This is a genomic window from Nonomuraea sp. NPDC050227 (genome assembly GCF_044459705.1).
Lineage (GTDB): Bacteria > Actinomycetota > Actinomycetes > Streptosporangiales > Streptosporangiaceae > Nonomuraea.
In genome coordinates this window covers 251,648-269,003 of record NZ_JBITJF010000005.1, presented here as the reverse complement: position 1 = coordinate 269,003, position 17,356 = coordinate 251,648, and the positions used below count along the sequence as shown (strand labels likewise).

The 17,356-nt window shown below is 73.9% G+C and carries 15 protein-coding genes; 9 read left to right on the top strand and 6 right to left on the bottom strand.

The features are described 5' to 3' along the window. The first annotated feature begins 7 nt into the window (after positions 1 to 7). The 3 genes from ACIBK9_RS21515 (at position 8) to ACIBK9_RS21505 (ending at position 3,830) form a co-directional block, all read left to right on the top strand. On the top strand, positions 8 to 781 hold the full coding sequence (locus ACIBK9_RS21515; protein ID WP_397160557.1) for an enoyl-CoA hydratase-related protein: 774 nt from the start codon (positions 8 to 10) through the stop codon (positions 779 to 781). A 157-nt stretch (positions 782 to 938) separates the two neighbouring features. Next, complete coding sequence (locus tag ACIBK9_RS21510; protein ID WP_397160555.1) at positions 939 to 1,976, top strand: NAD(P)-dependent alcohol dehydrogenase; 1,038 nt, start codon at positions 939 to 941, stop codon at positions 1,974 to 1,976. A 24-nt stretch (positions 1,977 to 2,000) separates the two neighbouring features. Continuing rightward, a complete protein-coding gene (locus ACIBK9_RS21505; RefSeq protein ID WP_397160553.1) occupies positions 2,001 to 3,830 on the top strand; it encodes a glycoside hydrolase family 15 protein in 1,830 nt (609 codons plus the stop codon). A 5-nt stretch (positions 3,831 to 3,835) separates the two neighbouring features. On the opposite strand, the gene galK is transcribed toward ACIBK9_RS21505, so the two are convergent. Further along, the gene (gene galK, locus ACIBK9_RS21500) at positions 3,836 to 4,948 is read right to left on the bottom strand and encodes a galactokinase (protein ID WP_397160552.1); all 1,113 of its coding nucleotides are present in this window, start codon (positions 4,946 to 4,948) and stop codon (positions 3,836 to 3,838) included. A gap of 43 nt (positions 4,949 to 4,991) precedes the next feature. Here galK and ACIBK9_RS21495 point away from each other — a divergent pair, with 43 nt between their 5' ends. Further along, a complete protein-coding gene (locus tag ACIBK9_RS21495) occupies positions 4,992 to 5,828 on the top strand; it encodes a 1-aminocyclopropane-1-carboxylate deaminase/D-cysteine desulfhydrase (RefSeq protein WP_397160550.1) in 837 nt (278 codons plus the stop codon). On the opposite strand, the gene ACIBK9_RS21490 is transcribed toward ACIBK9_RS21495, so the two are convergent. The 3 genes from ACIBK9_RS21490 to ACIBK9_RS21480 form a co-directional block, all read right to left on the bottom strand. Further along, positions 5,762 to 6,433 carry a DUF6766 family protein gene (locus ACIBK9_RS21490; protein WP_397160548.1) on the bottom strand — a complete coding sequence of 224 codons (672 nt, stop codon included), beginning with the start codon at positions 6,431 to 6,433 and terminating at the stop codon, positions 5,762 to 5,764. The genes ACIBK9_RS21495 and ACIBK9_RS21490 overlap by 67 nt on opposite strands. 79 nt (positions 6,434 to 6,512) lie before the next feature. After that, positions 6,513 to 6,893 (bottom strand): hypothetical protein, encoded by a 381-nt coding sequence (locus ACIBK9_RS21485; protein WP_397160546.1) that lies wholly within the window; start codon positions 6,891 to 6,893, stop codon positions 6,513 to 6,515. A 46-nt stretch (positions 6,894 to 6,939) separates the two neighbouring features. Then, entirely contained in the window at positions 6,940 to 7,485 is a 546-nt protein-coding gene (locus tag ACIBK9_RS21480; RefSeq protein WP_357979448.1) for a hypothetical protein, read from the bottom strand. Between the two features lie 114 nt (positions 7,486 to 7,599). Here ACIBK9_RS21480 and ACIBK9_RS21475 point away from each other — a divergent pair, with 114 nt between their 5' ends. The 4 genes from ACIBK9_RS21475 to ACIBK9_RS21460 are packed head-to-tail and all read left to right on the top strand — an operon-like array spanning position 7,600 to position 11,998. Further along, on the top strand, positions 7,600 to 8,331 hold the full coding sequence (locus ACIBK9_RS21475; RefSeq protein WP_397160544.1) for a TetR/AcrR family transcriptional regulator: 732 nt from the start codon (positions 7,600 to 7,602) through the stop codon (positions 8,329 to 8,331). After that, positions 8,328 to 10,805 carry a PEP/pyruvate-binding domain-containing protein gene (locus ACIBK9_RS21470; RefSeq protein WP_397160542.1) on the top strand — a complete coding sequence of 826 codons (2,478 nt, stop codon included), beginning with the start codon at positions 8,328 to 8,330 and terminating at the stop codon, positions 10,803 to 10,805. Before ACIBK9_RS21475 ends, ACIBK9_RS21470 begins: the two co-directional genes overlap by 4 nt. A 49-nt stretch (positions 10,806 to 10,854) precedes the next feature. Beyond that, positions 10,855 to 11,001, top strand: coding sequence for a hypothetical protein (locus ACIBK9_RS21465; RefSeq protein ID WP_397160540.1), 147 nt, complete (start codon positions 10,855 to 10,857; stop codon positions 10,999 to 11,001). After that, positions 10,988 to 11,998 (top strand): phosphotransferase, encoded by a 1,011-nt coding sequence (locus tag ACIBK9_RS21460; protein ID WP_397160538.1) that lies wholly within the window; start codon positions 10,988 to 10,990, stop codon positions 11,996 to 11,998. Before ACIBK9_RS21465 ends, ACIBK9_RS21460 begins: the two co-directional genes overlap by 14 nt. Positions 11,999 to 12,059: 61 nt before the next feature. On the opposite strand, the gene ACIBK9_RS21455 is transcribed toward ACIBK9_RS21460, so the two are convergent. Next, the gene (locus ACIBK9_RS21455) at positions 12,060 to 14,042 is read right to left on the bottom strand and encodes an amino acid transporter (RefSeq protein WP_397160536.1); all 1,983 of its coding nucleotides are present in this window, start codon (positions 14,040 to 14,042) and stop codon (positions 12,060 to 12,062) included. Between the two features lie 82 nt (positions 14,043 to 14,124). Next, on the bottom strand, positions 14,125 to 15,096 hold the full coding sequence (locus tag ACIBK9_RS21450) for a PP2C family protein-serine/threonine phosphatase (protein WP_397160534.1): 972 nt from the start codon (positions 15,094 to 15,096) through the stop codon (positions 14,125 to 14,127). A 126-nt stretch (positions 15,097 to 15,222) separates the two neighbouring features. Here ACIBK9_RS21450 and ACIBK9_RS21445 point away from each other — a divergent pair, with 126 nt between their 5' ends. Next, the gene (locus tag ACIBK9_RS21445; protein ID WP_397160532.1) at positions 15,223 to 17,340 is read left to right on the top strand and encodes an ATP-binding protein; all 2,118 of its coding nucleotides are present in this window, start codon (positions 15,223 to 15,225) and stop codon (positions 17,338 to 17,340) included. Positions 17,341 to 17,356 lie beyond the last annotated feature (16 nt).

Sequence of the window (17,356 nt, the reverse complement as noted above, 5' to 3'; positions counted from 1 at the left end):
TTAGCGCATGGCGGAACTCGTGCTCTCATCGTCGGACCGCGGCGTGCTCACGCTGACCTTCAACCGTCCCGACACGCTCAACGCCTGGACGGACGCCATGGGCCGGCGCTACTTCGACCTGCTGGCCGAGGCCGAGAAGGACCCCGACGTCCGGGCGATCGTGGTGACCGGCGCGGGCAAGGGCTTCTGCGCCGGCGCCGACTTCAGGACGCTCGCCGCCATCCAGACCGGCTCCTACGACGAGACCCCCGACCCCCGTCCCAACACCTTCCCCACGACCATCGGCAAGCCGATCATCGCCGCGGTCAACGGCGCCTGCGCCGGGCTCGGCATGGTGCACGCGCTCGTCTGCGACCTGGTCTTCACGGCCGAGGAGGCCAAGTGGACGACCGCCTTCCCGCGCCGCGGCCTGGTCGCCGAGTACGGCCTGTCCTGGGTGCTGCCCCGGGTCATGGGCCAGCAGCGGGCCATGGACGTCCTGCTGTCGGGCCGGGTGTTCAGCGGGCGGGAGGCGTACGAGCTGGGGCTGGCCAACCGCGCGGTGCCGGGGGAGTCGCTGCTGGCGCAGGCCCAGGAGTACGCCAGGGAGCTGGCCGTGCACAGCTCGCCGGCGTCCATGGCGGTGATCAAGCGGCAGGTGTGGCGGGACTGGGACGTCACCCTGGAGGAGTCGGCCAGGAAGGCCGTCCACGAGATGCTGGCCTCCTTCGGGCGGCCCGACTTCGCCGAGGGCGTCGCCAGCTTCCTGGAGCGCCGCCCGCCGGACTTCCCGGCGCTGTGAAACCGCAGGCCGGAGGGGGTACGAGCGGCGCGCGCCGAGGTTAGACGGCGATCCCCGCCGGGTAGGGCTGGGCGTGTCCGAAGGGTCCGCGGCCAGGCCGGGGCGTGGGGGACGTCCAGCGGGGGCACGTTCGGGGGGCGCGGTGCAGGCTTTCGTCATGAAGGAGATCGGCCGGGTCGGCTTCATGGACAAACCGGTGCCGCGGCCGGGTCCGCGCGACGCCGTCGTCCGCACCACCACGGCCCTCATCTGCACCTCCGACTCCCACACCGTCCAGGGCGGCATCGGGCCGCGCACCGATCTCACGCTCGGGCACGAGGGCGTCGGCGTGGTGCACGAGGTGGGCGAGGAGGTGCGCGACTTCCGGCCGGGCGACCGCGTCCTGGTGGGGGCCATCACCCCTGACTGGGGTGATCTCGCCTGCCAGAACGGCCATCCGTCGCAGTCGGGCGGCCCGCTCGGCGGGTTCAAGTTCGCCAACTCCAAGGACGGCGTCTTCGCCGAGTTCTTCCACGTCAACGAGGCCGACGCCAACATGGCGAAGATCCCCGACGGGGTGCCGGACGAGACTGCCGTCTACTGCGCGGACATGCTCTCGACCGGGTTCATGGGCGCCGAGAACGGCGACATCCCCATCGGCGGGGCGGTCGCCGTGCTGGCCCAGGGGCCGGTGGGCCTCATGGCCACCGCGGGCGCCCGGCTGCGCGGCGCCGGCCTGGTCATCGGGGTCGAGTCGGTGCCCCGCCGCAAGCAGCTGGCCCGCGACTTCGGCGCCGACGAGGTCGTCGACTTCAGCGCCGAGGACGTCGTCGAGGGCGTGCTCCGCCTGACCGGCGGACAGGGCGTGGACACCGCCATCGAGGCGCTCGGCGCGGACGCCACCTTCCAGACCGCGATCAAAATCGTCAAGCCGGGCGGGACGGTCTCCAACACCGGCTACTACGGCCAGGGCGAGTTCGTCCGCATCCCGCGCGTCGAGTGGGGCGTCGGCATGGCCGAGAAGAAGATCACGACCGGCCTGTGCCCGGGCGGGCGGCTGCGCATGGAACGCCTGCTGCGCGTCCTGGAGGGCGGCCGGGTCGATCCCACACCGCTGACCACCCACACGTTCCCCTTCGCCGAGATGGAACGCGCCTTCGAGGTCTCGGACAAGAAGCTCGACGACGTGGTGAAGGTGATGATCACCTTCCGGTGACGACCTCGGAGGAGAACGCCGGTCATGCTCGATCTCGATCCACCCTTCCGCCCGGTGCGCCACCGGGAGGGCTACCCGGCGCTGGAGGACCTCGGGCTCATCGGCGACGGCACGACGGCGGCGCTGGTCGCCCTCGACGGTTCGATCCCGTGGTTGTGCCTGCCGCGCTTCGACAGCGACCCGCTGCTGTGCGGCCTGCTCGACCGCGAGCGCGGCGGCTGCTTCACGCTGACGGCCGACGACCTGCGCGAGGCCAGGCAGTACTACGAGCCGGACACCGCCGTGCTGGTCACCGAGCTGCGCGGCCCGTCCGGCGTGGTCCGGATCACCGACGCGCTGGTCCTGCGCGCCGGAGCCGATCTCAGCGACGACGCGGGCGGCGGGCGGGGCGAGCTGGTCAGGTCCGCGGTCGTCCTGGCGGGGGACGTGCGCCTGCGGGCGGAGCTGGCGCCGCGCGGCGGCGGGCAGGCCCGGATGCTCGGCAGCGGCCTGGAGGTGCGCGTCTCCCGCCGGCCCGACCTGCGGCTGCATCTGCGCTCCAATCGGCCGTTGGACGGCCTGCGCACCGTGCACGACCTCCAGGAGGGCGAGCGCCTGGACCTGGTGCTGTCGTGGGGACGCATCCACCGTCACCACCGGTTCGACCCCGAGGCGATGGTGCGGCAGACCGCCGACGCCTGGCGGCGCTGGATGGCCGCGTGCACCTACCAGGGGCCGCAGGAGGCGCTGGTCCGGCGTTCGGTGATCACGCTGAAGCTGTGCGACGACTGGGTGAACGGCTCGCTGGTCGCGGCGCCGACGTCCTCGTTGCCGGCGCCCGTCGGCGGGGTGCGCAACTGGGACTACCGCTACACCTGGATCCGTGACGCCGCCTACGCCGTCTTCGCGCTGCGCCGCGTCGGCTTCGCGGAGGAGGCCGACGGCTTCCTCGGCTGGGTCCTCGACGCCTTCGAGCAGAGCGGCCGGCCGCGGATCATGTACACGCTGCGCGGCGACCCCGTACCCGAGGAGGTCGTCGACGCCGACCTGGAGGGCTACCGGCGCTCGGCGCCGGTGCGGTGGGGCAACGGCGCGGCCGACCAGCGCCAGCACGACGTCTACGGCGAGGTGCTGGACTGCGCCGACCAGTGGCTGCTGCCCGGCCGCGACCTGCAGCCCGCGCTGTGGTCGGGGCTGTCGGTGCTGGCCGAGGCCGCCGCGCACAGCTGGCGGCAGCCCGACCAGGGCATCTGGGAGGTACGCAGCCAGGGCCGGGTCTTCACCTACTCGGCGGGCATGTGCCAGGTGGCGCTCGACCGGGCCGCGGCCATCGGCGAACGGCTGGGCCTGGCCGGTCCGATCGCCCGATGGCGCGCCACCGCCGAGGAGCTGCGCCGGCTGATCCTGGAGCAGGCGTGGGACGAGGAGGCGCAGTGCCTGAGCGAGCACCTCGACGGCGGCGGCGGCCTGGACGCCAGCCTGCTCGCGCTGCCGCTGCGCAAGGTCGTGCCGGCCGACGACCCGCGGATGGCGGCGACCACCGCCGCCGTCGCCGAACGCCTGTCCGCCGGTGACGGCCTGCTCTACCGCTACCTGCACGACCAGTCGCCGGACGGCCTGCCCGGCGACGAGGGCGCCTTCCTGCTGTGCAGCTTCTGGCTGGTGGACAACCTCATCCTGCAGGGCCATCGGGCCCGCGCCGAGGAGCTGTACGCCTCCCTGTGCGCCCGCGCCGGCCCGCTCGGCCTGCTCCCGGAGCAGATCGACCCGGCCACGGGCGCGTTCGCGGGCAACTACCCGCAGGCGTTCAGCCACATCGGGGTGATCGCCAGCGGGGTCAACCTGGCACGGGCGGGAGCGGCCCGCACGCCCTGACCGGCTCAGGCCAGGCGGTGGGCGCCCTCGGCGGCGGTGGCGGCCAGGAAGCGCGGGGCCTGGAAGCCGCGCTCGGCGTAGGCGGCCGAGACCGACTCGCGCACGCCGTCCAGGCGGTCGTCCGGGACCAGGGCGATGGCCGAGCCGCCGAAGCCGCCGCCCGTCATCCTGGCGCCGCGGGCCCCGCCGCGGAAGGCGGCCTCCACGGCCACGTCGAGCTCCGGCGAGGAGACCTCGTACTGGTCGCGCAGCGACAGGTGGGAGGCGTTGAGCAGGGCGCCGATCTCGGTGACCTTGCCCGCGCGCAGCAGGCCGACCAGGGCCTCGACGCGGTGGTTCTCGGTGACGACGTGCATGACGCGCTTGCGCTCGTCGCCCTGGAGCCGGTCGAGGGCCGCGGCCAGGTCGGTGACGTCGCGCAGTGACTCCACCCCCAGCTTGCGGGCGGCGGACTCGCACTCGGCGCGGCGCTTGGCGTACTCGCCGCCGGCGTGCTCGTGGTGGACCTGGGTGTCGATGATGAGGATGCTCAGGCCCTCGGCGGCCAGGTCGAGGGGGATCTTCCTGGAGCCGAGCGAGCGGCAGTCGAGGAACAGCGCGTGGCCCTCCTCGCACAGCGCCGAGGCGGCCTGGTCCATGATCCCGCACGGCATGCCGACGAAGTCGTTCTCGGCCCGCTGGCTGAGCAGCGCGATCTCCATCGGCGTCAGGCCAAGCCCGTGGACGTCGTTCAGCGCGGAGGCGACGGCCACCTCCAGCGCGGCGCTGGAGCTGAGCCCCGCGCCCTGGGGCACGTCGCCGTCGATCGCGATGTCCGCGCCGGCGACCCGGTCGCCGAGCATGGCCAGGACGCCCACGGCGTAGCGGGCCCAGCCGGTCGCCTCCTCCCTGGCCGAAAGCTCGATCGGGCCGCCGGAGGACTGGAGGGACAGCAGCCGGACGGTCTGGTCGGCGCGCGGGGTGACGGCGGCGCTCACCCCCCACGGCACCGCGAAGGGCAGGACGAAACCGTCGTTGTAGTCGGTGTGCTCGCCGATCAGGTTGACCCGGCCGGGCGCGCGCCAGACCGTCCGGGGATCGGCACCGAAGGCGGCACGAAAAGCTTCAGCAACGCGCATAATCCAACACTCCTCAACAAAGGCCCGACCGTAGACTAGCGCCATGGAGGAGCTCCTGGATCCAGCGCTCGGCCAGGTCCGGGTGTTCCTGATGCACGACGACAACAAGCGGCGCAAGCTCAAGTACAACCTGGGCCATCGGCGGCTGCTCACCTTCGGCGGGGCGTACTCCCATCACATCAGGGCCGTGGCCCAGGCGGGAAGGCTGCACGGGATCGAGACGATCGGGGTGATCAGGGGCGAGGAGCACCTGCCGCTCAACCCCACGCTCGCCTTCGCCGCCTCCTGCGGGATGACCCTCACCTACCTCGACCGCGCCGCCTACCGGCTCAAGCACACGCCCGAGGTGCAGGCCCGGCTGCGGGAGCGGTGGGGCGACGTCACCATCCTGCCCGAGGGCGGCAGCAACGCCGCGGCCGTGCGCGGCTGCGCCGAACTGCCGCCCGAGATCGACGTCGACTACGACGTCGTCTGCTGCCCGGTCGGCACCGGCGGCACGCTGGCCGGCATCTCGGCCGGGCTGCCCGAGGGCCGGCGGGCGCTGGGCTTCGCGGTGCTCAAGGGGGCCGGCTTCCTGGCCGGCGAGGTGGCCCGGCTCCAGCGCGAGGCCTACGGCCGCACCTGGACGAACTGGTCGCTCGACCTCGACCACCACTTCGGCGGCTACGCCCGTACGACCCCCGCCCTCGACCGGTTCGCCGCCAAGCACCGGGTCGAGGGCGTCTACGTGGCCAAGATGCTCTACGGCGTCCTCGACCTGGCCCGGCGGGGGGCGTTCGCGCCGGGCACCCGCGTCGTGGCCGTGCTGACCGGTCAGCCCTCGACGTCCGTGGCCGCGTGCGGGGCGCCGACCGGCTTCGACTCGGGCGAGCCGCGCTGACGCAGGTAGACCGACAGCACCACCATCGACAACACGGCCAGCAGCTCCGACTGCCAGTTCTGCAGGCTGCGGTTCCAGAACTCGGCGGAGGTCGCGTACTGGCCCCACGAGACGGGGTCGCGCAGGTCGCCGAGCCGTCCGGAGTTGTAGGCCGCCTGGCCCGCCACCGACTGGGCCAGCCACGACAGCACGAAGATGGCCCCCATCACCAGCCCGAGCGAGTTGCTGAACAGCCACAGCCGGGCGCCGCGGGCCTTGGCCCAGGCGGGGGAGTAGCTGGTGGCGTGCGCGCCGACCTGCTGCTCCTCGTCCGACTCGGCCCCGGCGTCCTCCACCTTCTTGGACTCGGGGGAGCCCTTCTGGACGAGCCAGACGGTCAGCATGATGTACAGGAAGAACTGCAGGTACTCCGACTGCCAGTTCTCGGCCACGTCCACGGCGAAGTCGGAGGAGGTGACGTACTCGGCGAACGACACCGGGTCGCCGCCCTGAACCAGCTGCACGTCGTTGAACTGCAGCATGCCCGCCACCGCCTGCCCGCCGAGCGCCAGCAGGAACATGACCAGGAAGGCCAGCGAGAGGGAGTTCTCCTTCAACCACTTCACAACCGCGCCCACCCTATGGCCAGGAACCAGGCCAGCCCCGCCGCGATGATGAGCAGGGTCAGCGTGAACATCACCCGCATCAGTCCTCCACCTCGCATGCGTAGGGCAGGTCGTGCACGGGCCGGCAGCCCGCGGCCTTGACCCGCCAGCCGTCGTCGAAGCGGTGCAGGAACAGGGTGTCGCCGGCCAGCCGCACCTGGGCCTCCTTGCCCCACACGCTCACCTCGGTGACCGCGCCGCCGGGCCCCAGCTTGAGGTCGCCCAGCGCCTGGGCGCAGGTCTGGCCGGGGTCGGGCAGCTTCTCGGCGGTGGTCCGGGCCAGCAGCCCGCACGCGGCGTCCTCGTGGTGAGCCTCCAGGGCCGCGTGGAAACGCTCGGCCGCGCGGGCGGGGGACGTCGTGTCCACGGCGCAGCCGACGGCCGCCAGGAGGAGCGCCGCCACGACGAACGGAAATCTCATGAGCCTCCCGCTACCCACGGGGGCAGCGGGCATGCTGGCCGGCGGGCTACCCGAGCTGGTCGAGCACCGGGGCGACCAGCGCGTTGAGCTCGCGGACCAGCACGAGCACGGCCCGGTGGGCGCGCTGCTCGACCTCGTCGTGCGGCCCCTCGGGCTCCGGCGGGAGGTCGCCGAGCGGCACGGGCGCCTCGACGAGCAGCGTGGCGCGCAGGAACGGGATGCGGGCGAGGTCCTGCTGGCTCGGCTCGACGTACTGGCCGAAGGTCTCCTGCCAGCCCAGCCAGCCGCGGTCGCGCCACCAGGCGCGCGACCTGGTCAGCTCGGCGGGCGGCGGCGAGACGATCCGGACGCGCGCGAACAGGGTGCCGTCCCAGGTGTTGCGGTGGCAGGTGGCCTCCAGGACGCGGCGGTCCCAGCGCACGTAGCCGGGGGTGAGGGCGGGCGGGGTGGCCAGCCGCCAGGCCGCGCAGGCGAACCTGACCGGCGCGATGTCGCCCCACTCGAACTCGTCGAGGTTCTTGCGCACGTGCACGGCGTAGCGCCCGTCACGGTCCCTGTCGAACTCCTGGTCGATCCAGAACGCCTTGCCCATGCCCCCTACGCTACGGCCCGGCGACGCCTTCCCGGCGGCGTACGGGAGATCCGGCCTTGCCATCAATTACCTGACCGATTAAGCTCATCCGGTCAAACAATTGGAGGACGACGTATGGCCAGAGCGGGCAGGCCGCCGCAGGACCCCGCGCGGCAGGCCGAGCGCGCCCACCGGATCCTCGACGCCGCCGCCGAGCTGATCCTGCGCTGGGGCTACGACAAGACCACCGTCGACGACGTCGCCAGGCGCGCCGGGGTCGCCAAGGGCACGATCTACCTGCACTGGAAGACGCGTGAGGAGCTGTTCGCCGCGCTGCTGCGGCGCGAGCGGGTGCTCATGATGGACCGGGTGCGCGACAGTGCGCCCGCCACCCTCGGCGAGCTGTTCGGGAGCCTGGCCTCGGCGCTGCTGCACCGGCCGCTGCTGCACGCGGTGCTGCTCGACGACTCCGAGGTGCTCGGCAAGCTCACCCGGCTCAAGCGGCAGGGCCCGGCGGCCGGCGGCCTCGAACTCGGCGGCCCCTTCGACGCCTACCTGCGCGAGCTGGTCCGGCTGGGCGCCGTGCGCGCGGAGCCGGCCGAGCACGTCACGGTGATCGGCTCGATCTTCTACGGCTTCATGTTCCTGCCCGGCGCGCGCCCGGAGTCCGAGCGGCTGCCCGACGACCGCGTCGCCGAGCTGCTGGCCGAGACCGTCGAACGCGCGGTGGGCACCGGACGCGCGCTGCCGCCCGGCGACGCCGCCGCCGTCGCGCGGGCCACGCTCGACCTCCTCGACGCCCTCGCCGACGTCGCCCGGCGCAAACTGGCGACATCCATGAGCCCGGCCAAGGAGCGCGTGCAATGAAAGCAGTCATCCCCCTCGACGACGAAGCCGCCGCCGACCTCGGCACCGCGGGCGGCAAGGGCGCCTCGCTGGCCCGGCTGGTCAGGGCGGGGCTGCCGGTGCCCGGCGGGTTCGTCGTCACGACCCGGGCGTACCGGTCGTTCGTGGCGGCGTTCGGCGACGAGATCGCCTCCAGCGGCGACCCCGGCGCGCTGTTCGCCGCGCACGAGATCCCGGCCGCCCTGGCCGAGGCGATCCGGGCCGCGCACGCCGCGCTCGGCGACGACGTCGCGGTGGCCGTGCGCTCCTCGGCCACCGCCGAGGACCTGCCCGAGCTGTCGTTCGCCGGGCAGCAGGACACCTTTCTCAACGTCAGGGCCGACGGCCTGCTGGAGGCGGTCCGCCGCTGCTGGGCCTCGCTGTGGAACCCGCGCGCCGTCGCCTACCGCGAGCGCAACGGCGTCCCGCACGACGACGTGGCCCTGGCGGTGGTCGTCCAGGAGCTGGTGGACGCCGACGCGGCCGGGATCATGTTCACCGCCGACCCGGTCACCGGCGCGCGCGACGAGATCGTGGTCAACGCGTCCTGGGGGCTCGGCGAGGCCGTCGTCGGCGGGCAGGTCACGCCGGACACGATCACCCTGTCCGGCGGCCGGGTCACCGGCTCGCGGGTCGCCGACAAGACCGTCATGACCGTGCGCACCGCGAGCGGCACCCGCGAGGAGCCCGTGCCCGAGGAGCTGCGCCGCGCTCCCGTGCTCGACGCGGCGCAGGCGGTGGAGCTGGCCGCGCTCGGCGAACGCGTCCAGGCCCTGTACGGCATGCCCATGGACGTCGAGTGGGCCAGGCGCGACGGCACGTTCGCGATCCTCCAGGCCCGCCCGATCACCGGCCTGAAACCGCAGGTCGAGGAGTGGAACGACAGCCTCAAGGGCGACTACCTGTGGACCGCGGGCAACCTGGGCGAGGCCATCCCCGACGTGATGACGCCGGCGACCTGGTCGTTCGTCCGGATCTTCATCCACGAGGCCATGTCGGCCTCGGCGCTGCCCGGGTTCGACCTGGTGGGCAACATCGGCGGCCGCTTCTACATGAACCTCAGCGTCGTCCACTCCATCGCCGCGGCCCTGGGCATGCGGAGCAGGCTGGGCGCGGTCGAGCAGGTCTTCGGCAGGCTGCCGGCCGGCCTGGAGGTGCCGCTGGTGCGGCTGTCCCGCTGGGAGATCGTCCGGCGCGTCCTGCCGATGGCCGTCACCCTCCAGCGGCGGGTGCGCCGGAACATCAAGGAGCTGCCGGCCTTCCTCGCCACCTCCCGGCAGCGCTGCGAGGAACTGCGCGAACGCGTCGCCGCCACGTCCTCCGGCCCCGAGCTGGCCGACCTGTGGACGTCCGCCATCGAGCCCCACCTGGTCACCTCCAGCCGCATGCTGGAGGCCGCCGGCCGCCAGGGCGGCGCCACGCTGGTCTGGACCCGCGACCGGCTGCGCAGGCTGATGGGCGAGGCGGACGCCGAGGCCATGCTCACCGGCGTCAACGCCGACGGCGAGCTGGCCAGCCTCGGGCCGGTCCTGGGCCTGGGCCGGCTGGCCAGGGGCGAGATCAGCAGGGAGGAGTTCGCGCTGGCCTACGGGCACCGCGGCCCGCACGAGTTCGAGGTCTCAAGGCCCCGGCCCGGCGAGGACCCGGCCTGGATCGACGCCCAGCTCGCCGGCCTGCGCGACCTGCGGGCCGGCACCGAGGCGCTGCTGGCCCGGCAGGAGAAGGCCAGGCAGGAGGCGTGGGCCCGGTTCGCCGCCCGGTACCCCGGCAAGGAGGCCCGGATGAGCGCCCGGGTACGGCGGTGGAACGCGGTCGTCCGCGACCGGGAGAGCGCCCGCTCGGAGAACATCCGGGCCTTCTGGGTGCTGCGGGCGTTCGTGGTGCGCGCCGGGGAGCTGACCGGGCACGGCGACGACCTGTTCCACCTCTACCTGGAGGAGATCCTCGACGTGCTGCGCGGCGACGCCTCGGCGCTGGCCCGGGTCCCGGTCCGGCGGGCGACCCACGACCGGTACGCCGCGCTGCCGCCGTACCCGACGGTGATCGTCGGCCGGTTCGACCCCGTCCGGTGGGCCGCCGACCCGGGCCGCCGGGCCGACGTCTTCGACGCCCGCGGCTTCGACGTCCCGGTCAGCGACACCGTGACCGGGTTCCCCGGCGCGCCGGGCGTGGTCGAGGGCGTGGCCAGGGTCATCGCCGGCCCGGAGGACGGCGACCGGCTGGCGCCCGGCGAGATCCTGGTGACGACCCTGACGAACGTCGGCTGGACCCCCATGTTCCCGCGCGCGGCCGCCGTCGTCACCGACATGGGCGCGCCGCTGTCGCACGCCTCGATCGTGGCCCGCGAGCTGGGCATCCCGGCCGTGGTCGGCACCGGCAACGCCACCATGCGGCTGCGCGACGGCGACCGCGTCCGCGTGGACGGCGAGCGCGGCACGGTCGAGTTGCTCCAGTGAAAAGACTGCGCCAAGTCGGCCGTCCCCCGGCGGCCGGTGTGTTCACTGGATGACCATGATCGAACAGTGGATCCTCGAAGACGAGCGCGAGCTCGAAGCGCGCTGCGCCCGCTTCCGCCTCGCCCTGCTGGGCCTCGACCGCGACGCCGCCCAGCCCGACCTCCAGGAGGCCCGGCAACCGGATGACCCCACCTGAACAGCACGACCCACCCGGCAATCGGACGACACCACCTGAACAGCACGACCCACCCGGCAACCGGGCGACTCCGCCCGAACGGCACGACCCGCCCGGCCCCTGGAGCGGGTCGCCCGGGTGGGATGACCTGCCCGGTGCGCTCGTCCGGGAGGTCGAGCGGCGGCTCGGGCGGGCGGCGGCCGGCTTCGCGGAGCGGCACGGCGGTTTCACCGGCGGCGTGCGCGGCGTGCTCACGCTCGCCGGCGGCGGGCGGGTGTTCGTCAAGGCCGTGCCCGCCGGTTCGCCGCACGCGGCCGACTACCGGGCGGAGGCCGTGGTGGGCGCGGCCCTGCCGCCGGGCGTGCCCGCCCCCCGGTTCCTGTTCTCCTGCGAGGCGGCGGGGTGGGTCCTGCTCTGCTCGGAGGTCGCGCCCGGCCGGATCCCGCACGAGCCCTGGCACGACGACGAGCTGGCCGCCGCGCTCGCCCTGCTCACCGCGTGCGCCCGCGAGCTGACCCCGTCCCCGCTGGAGGGCCTGCCCACGCTGGCCGGGCGCATGTCGGGACGCTGCGAGCTGTGGAACACCCTCGACCCCGCCCGCGCCGGAGCCTGGGAACGCGCCCGCCTGCCCCGCCTGGCCGCGGTCGAACGCCGCTGGACCGCCCTGGTCACCGGCGGCACGCTGCTGCACTTCGACCCGCGCTTCGACAACATCCTCATCGACCGCGACGGGACCGCCCGCCTGGTGGACTGGGGACGCGCCTGCACCGGCCCGGCCTGGGCCGACCTGGTCTGCCTGCTGCTGCAGTCGGACCTCGGGCCGCGCGACCCCGAGCGCCTGCTCACCACGCACCCGCTCGGCCGCCGGGCGCCCGCCGACCAGGTGGACGCCCTCCTGGTCGCCCTCCTCGGCTACTGGACGCGCTCGGCCACCGCGCCCGCGCCGCCGGCGCTGCGCGACCGTCGCGAACGCTCCCGCCGCGCCACCCTCGCCTGGCTGCGCACCCGCTGGCCCTGACGCGCCGTCGAACCGGCCCCTGACACGGCCCTGGACCGGCCCCTGAGCGCCTCTGGACGGGTCAGCCGCCGACGTGGATGCCGGGCCGCCGCTGCGGCTCGGGCTCGACCTTGCGGATGATCTCGCGGACGACCGGCGCGGTGTCGCCGCGGCCCAGGATGAGGTAACGCAGCAGGTGCACCATCGGCGAGCCCTCGGCCCACTCGAAGTAGCAGTGGGGCCGCACCCCGGTGCCGTCGCGCAGCGCCAGCAGCACGGCCGCGATCGCGTTGGGCGCGGCCGGGCTCTCCGCGCGCAGCACGCGGTGGCCGTCGACCTCGACGCCGCGCACCCGCAGCACGTCGCTGAAGCTGGACGGGTCGATGACGTCGATCTCCAGGAACAGCACGTCGGCCCGGCCCGGCACCGGGTTCATGGACCGCTGCTCGCTCTCCTTGGCCAGGTATTCGGCCGCGTCGCCGGGACCGCGCCGGTTGGCGATGATGTTGAGCGCGCCGTCGTGGTTCAGCGAGTCGGTGACGAACCGGCGGGCCGCTTCGTCGAACTCGATCCGGTCGGCCCGCAGCTCGGTCGTGCGCGACACCCGCGAGATCAGCGAGATCGCGACGATGCCGAGGATGAAGAACGCCGAGATGGTGATGCCGTCGGGCTTCTCCCTGATGTTCTCCACCAGCGCGTAGACCAGCACCAGGGTCAGCACGGCGAAGCCCACGACGGCCGGGGTCTGGCGATGGCGGACGGCCGAGATGGTCACCGCCACCGCGCCGGAGACCATCATGGCCAGGATGCCGGTGGCGTACGCGCCGGCCTGGGCGTCGACGTCGGCGTTGAAGGCCAGCGTGAGCAGGACGCAGATGGCCGTGTAGACCAGCACGACGGGCCGGACGGCCTTGCCCCACTCGGGCGCCATGCCGTACGAGGGCAGGTAGCGCGGCACGATGTTGATCAGGCCCGCCATGGCCGAGGCGCCGGCGAACCAGAGGATGAGGATGGTGCTGACGTCGTAGACCGTGCCGAAGCCCTCGCCGAGCCGTTCGTGCGCCAGGTACGCCAGCGCCCGGCCGTTGGCCTGCCCGCCCGGCGCGAACTGCTCGGCCGGGATGAGCACGGTCGTGACGAAGCTGGTGGCGATCAGGTAGACGCTCATGATGAGCGCGGCCACGGTCAGCAGCTTGCGGGTGTTGCCGATGCGCGAGCGCAGCCGCTGCTCGGGGTCGTCGCCCTGGGCGGCCACGAGCGGCATCATGCTGACGCCCGTCTCGAACCCGGACAGGCCCAGCACCAGCAGCGGGAAGGCCAGCACCGCCGGGCCGACCAGCCCGGTGAAGCCGCCGCGCCCGTTGAGCAGCGCGTCCGTCCAGCGCGACAGGGTCTCCGGCTCGGCCGCCACGTCGGCGAACCCGACGGCCACGACGACCGCGTTGAGCAGCAGGAACAGCGCCACCAGCGGGATCGCGACGCCGACCGCCTCGGTGAAGCCCATCAGGAACACCCCGCCGAGCACCACCAGCAGCACCACGGTGATGATCACCGCGTGCCCGTGCAGGAAGCTCGGGAAGTACGGGTTCTCCAGGATGTGCACCGAGGCGTCGGCGGCCGACAGCGTGATCGTGATGATCCACGACGTGGCCACGAAGCCCAGCAGGACCAGCACGAACAGCTTGCCCCGCCAGAACGGCAGCAGGCGTTCGAGCATGGCGACCGACCCCTGCCCGTGCGGGCTCTCCTTGGCCACCCGCCGGTACATCGGCAGCATGCCCAGCAGCGTCAGCGCCACGATGAGCAGCGTGGCCAGCGGCGACAGCGCGCCGGCCGCGAGCGCGGCGATGCCGGGCAGGTAGGCCAGGGTGGAGAAGTAGTCGACGCCGGTCAGGCACATGACCTTCCACCAGGGCTGCGGCTCGCCGTGACCCTCGGCCGACTCCGGGCCGACGGGCTGGACCTGGTGCCGCAGCAACCATCGCGCCGGCCGGCTCGAAGGCGGCCCGGTACGGCCCGCGCTCTCGACCGACTCGGGTATGGCAAGCTCACCGGTACCACTCACCGGAACTTCCTCTCGGGGACGCCGCCAACGAACGTCCCCACCTTAGGGGGTCCGATCCCGGCGGCCCCGCCGCGGTCCTCCCTCAGAAGCCGTCCTTGCGGGAGTCGGCCGGAAGGGTGGCGGCGGCCGGGCCGTCCGGCGCGGGACCGGCCGCGCGCTCGGCCGGGTCCGGCGCGGGCACCGGCTGCACCAGCACCAGCGTCAGGTCGTCGCGCAGGTCGCCGGCGTGCTCGTCCAGCAGGTCGAGCAGGTTGGGCAGCGCGTGGTCGAGGCCGGGCGCGGCCAGGGCGTGCCGGACGTGCCGGTCGAGCGGGAACTCCACGCCGTCGGCGTCCCTGGCCTCGCTCAGGCCGTCGGTGTAGAGCAGCAGCCGCTGGGACAGGCCGAGCCCGGCGCGCCGCATCCGCGGCTCGGGGCCCAGGCCGAGCGGCGGCGAGGGCTCGGGCGGCTCCAGCGCCTCCAGACGGTGGCCGATGCGCAGGGGAGCAGGATGGCCGCAGTTGACCAGCCGCACCTCGCCGGGCACGAACTCGGCCAGCAGGACGGTCACGAAGTCCTCCTCGCCCAGGTGCGGGACGAGGTCGGCGTCGAGCGCCGTGGCCAGCGTCACCAGGTCGGGCGCGTCGGGCGCGTGCCGCCGGAAGGAGGCCAGCACGACGGCGCTCAGGCGGACGGCCTCCATGCCCTTGCCCTTGACGTCGCCGACGATCAGCCGCACCCCCGAGTGCGCGACCAGCGCGTCGTGCAGGTCGCCGCCGATCAGCGCCTGGTCGGTGGCAGAACGGGTGTGGACGGCCAGGCTCATGCCGCCGAGCCGGGGCGGCAGCGGCCGGACGATCGCCTGCTGGGCCAGCTCGGCGATCTGCCGCACCCGGGACAACTCGCGCTCCTGGTCGCACTGGAACCGGTAGGCCACGGATGCCAGCCCCATGGCAGGGGCGAGGACGAGCAGCCCCGTCAGCGGGTCGAAACCGGCGCGCCCGAAGGTGACATAGAGCGCGACAACCCCTTCGACCAGCAGGAACAGCAGGAACCAGCCTCGCTGTGAACGCATGGTGTGTCTCCGGTTATCGGCTTCTTCTTTCCGGACGCGGCGAACAGGGTGAGTAGCTACTTTCTCACTTTTAGTCACGCAGTGCATCAGGTTCCGGCAAGCTGCTGTCACAACTTCATCCGATAGGTGGCGATCACGATGGCAGGTAAGTGGCAGGCGGGCAACCTTCCAGCGGAACTCACGAGCCTGATCGGCCGCGGCGCGGAGCTGGAGCAGGTGCGCAGGGCGTGCCGGCGGTCGCGGCTGGTGACCCTGACCGGGGTGGGCGGCGTCGGCAAGACCCGCCTGGCCCTGCGCGCCGCCGCCGACCTGCGGCCCGACTTCGCCGGCGGCTGCTGGCTGGTGGAGCTGTCGCCGCTGGACGACGGGACCCTGCTGCCGCACGCCATCGCCGAGGCGCTCCGGCTCACCGACCAGACCACCAGGCCCATGTCCGAGGTGCTGGCCGAGCACCTGTTCGGGCGCGAGCTGCTGCTCGTGCTCGACACCTGCGAGCACCTGGTCGGGGCGTGCGCGGCGACCGTCGAGGGGCTGCTCGCGGCGGTGCCCGGGCTGCACGTCCTGGCCACCAGCCGCCGTCCGCTGGAGGTGGACCCCGAGCTGGTGATCGTGGTCGACCCGCTGCCGGTGCCGGCCGCGGGCGCCACCGCGCCGCTCGGCCACGACGCCGTGACCCTGCTCGTCGAGCGCGCCGCGGCGACGATGCCGACCTTCGAGATCACCGACACCAACCGCGACGACGTCGTCCGGCTGTGCCGCAGGCTCGAAGGCATCCCGCTGGCGATCGAGCTGGCCGCGGCCCGGCTGCGCGACCTGCCCCTGGGCCATCTGGCCGACCGGCTGGAGGACCGCTTCGCCACCCTGGAGGACGACCTCGCGCTCACCCAGGAGGCCGACCCGCCCTGGCACCAGGCGCTGCGCACCGCCGTCGGGTGGAGCCACGAGCTGTGCGAGCCCGCCGAGCGGCTGCTGTGGGCGCGGGTGTCGGTGTTCGCCGGCGACTTCGACGCCGAGGCGGCGCGCCGGGTGTGCGCCGACGAGCGGCTGCCCGAGGCCGACATCGGGCTGCTGCTCGACGCCCTGGCCGACGAGTCGATCCTGACCTGGCTGCCGACCGGCTCGGGCGAGCGCTACCGCATGCTGGACACGCTGCGCGAGTACGGCGCGGGCTGGCTGCGCGGCCTCGGCGAGGAGGAGGAGCTGCGCCGCCGGCACCGGGCCCACTACCAGGACCTGGCCGTGCGCGGCGCGGCCGGCTGGCTCGGCGCCGGCCAGCCCGCCTGGTACGACCGGATGGTCGGCGAGCACGACAACCTGCGCGCCGCGCTGGAGACCGCGCTCGGCGAGCGGGACGGCGCGGCCGCCCTCGACCTGGCCGGCACGCTGGCCTTCTTCTGGTACGGCTGCGGCTACGCCAAGGAGGGCCGCCACTACCTGGGCCAGGCCCTGGCGCTCGACCCGGCCCCCGGCCCGGTCCGCGCCCGCGCCCTGTGGGCCGACGGCCTGCTCGCCGCCACCCAGGGGGACGCCGCCGCGGTCGAGGCGCGGGCCGATGAGTGCGAGGCCGCCGCGGCCGACGACGACGCCTTCGCCGCGCTGTGCGTCAAGGCGCTGCGCTCGTCGGCCGGCGTGATCCGCGGCGACCTGGAGCAGGCCATGGCGGAGTCGGAGCCGGCGTACGCGATGCGCTGGAGCGGCGACGACCTGACGATCGCCGGGCTGCTGGCGCTGATGTGCCGGGCGGTCGCGCACACCGTCGCCGGCCGGATCGAGGAGGCGATCTCGGTGCTGGAGGATCTGCGCGCCCTGTGCGACCAGCAGGGCGAGCAGGCCATGCGCTCCCACGGCGACCTGCTGCGCGGCCAGGCCGAGCTGGCCCGGGGGCGGGTGGCGGCGGCCGTCGCCTACGGGCAGGCGGCGTTGCGCACCAAGCGGAGGCTGCACGACGACTTCGGCATCGGGCTGACCGTCGACCTGCTGGCGCTCGGCGCGGGGGCCGCGGGCCGGCCCGAGCGGGCGGCCCGGCTGCTGGGGCTGGCGCAGCGGATCTGGAGCAGCCATGGTCAGGCGCAGGCCAGCGTCCCGGCCTGGGTGGCGGCCCGGCAGGAGTGCGAGCGGCAGGCGCGCGAGGCCCTGGGCGACGACGCGTACGGGTCGGCGTTCCGCGCCGGGTACGACGGCGAGGTCGACGCCGGGATCGCGTACGCGCTGGAACCCGAGGGGGAGGGCCTGCCGAACGTGTGAGACCGCCGATCCTGGG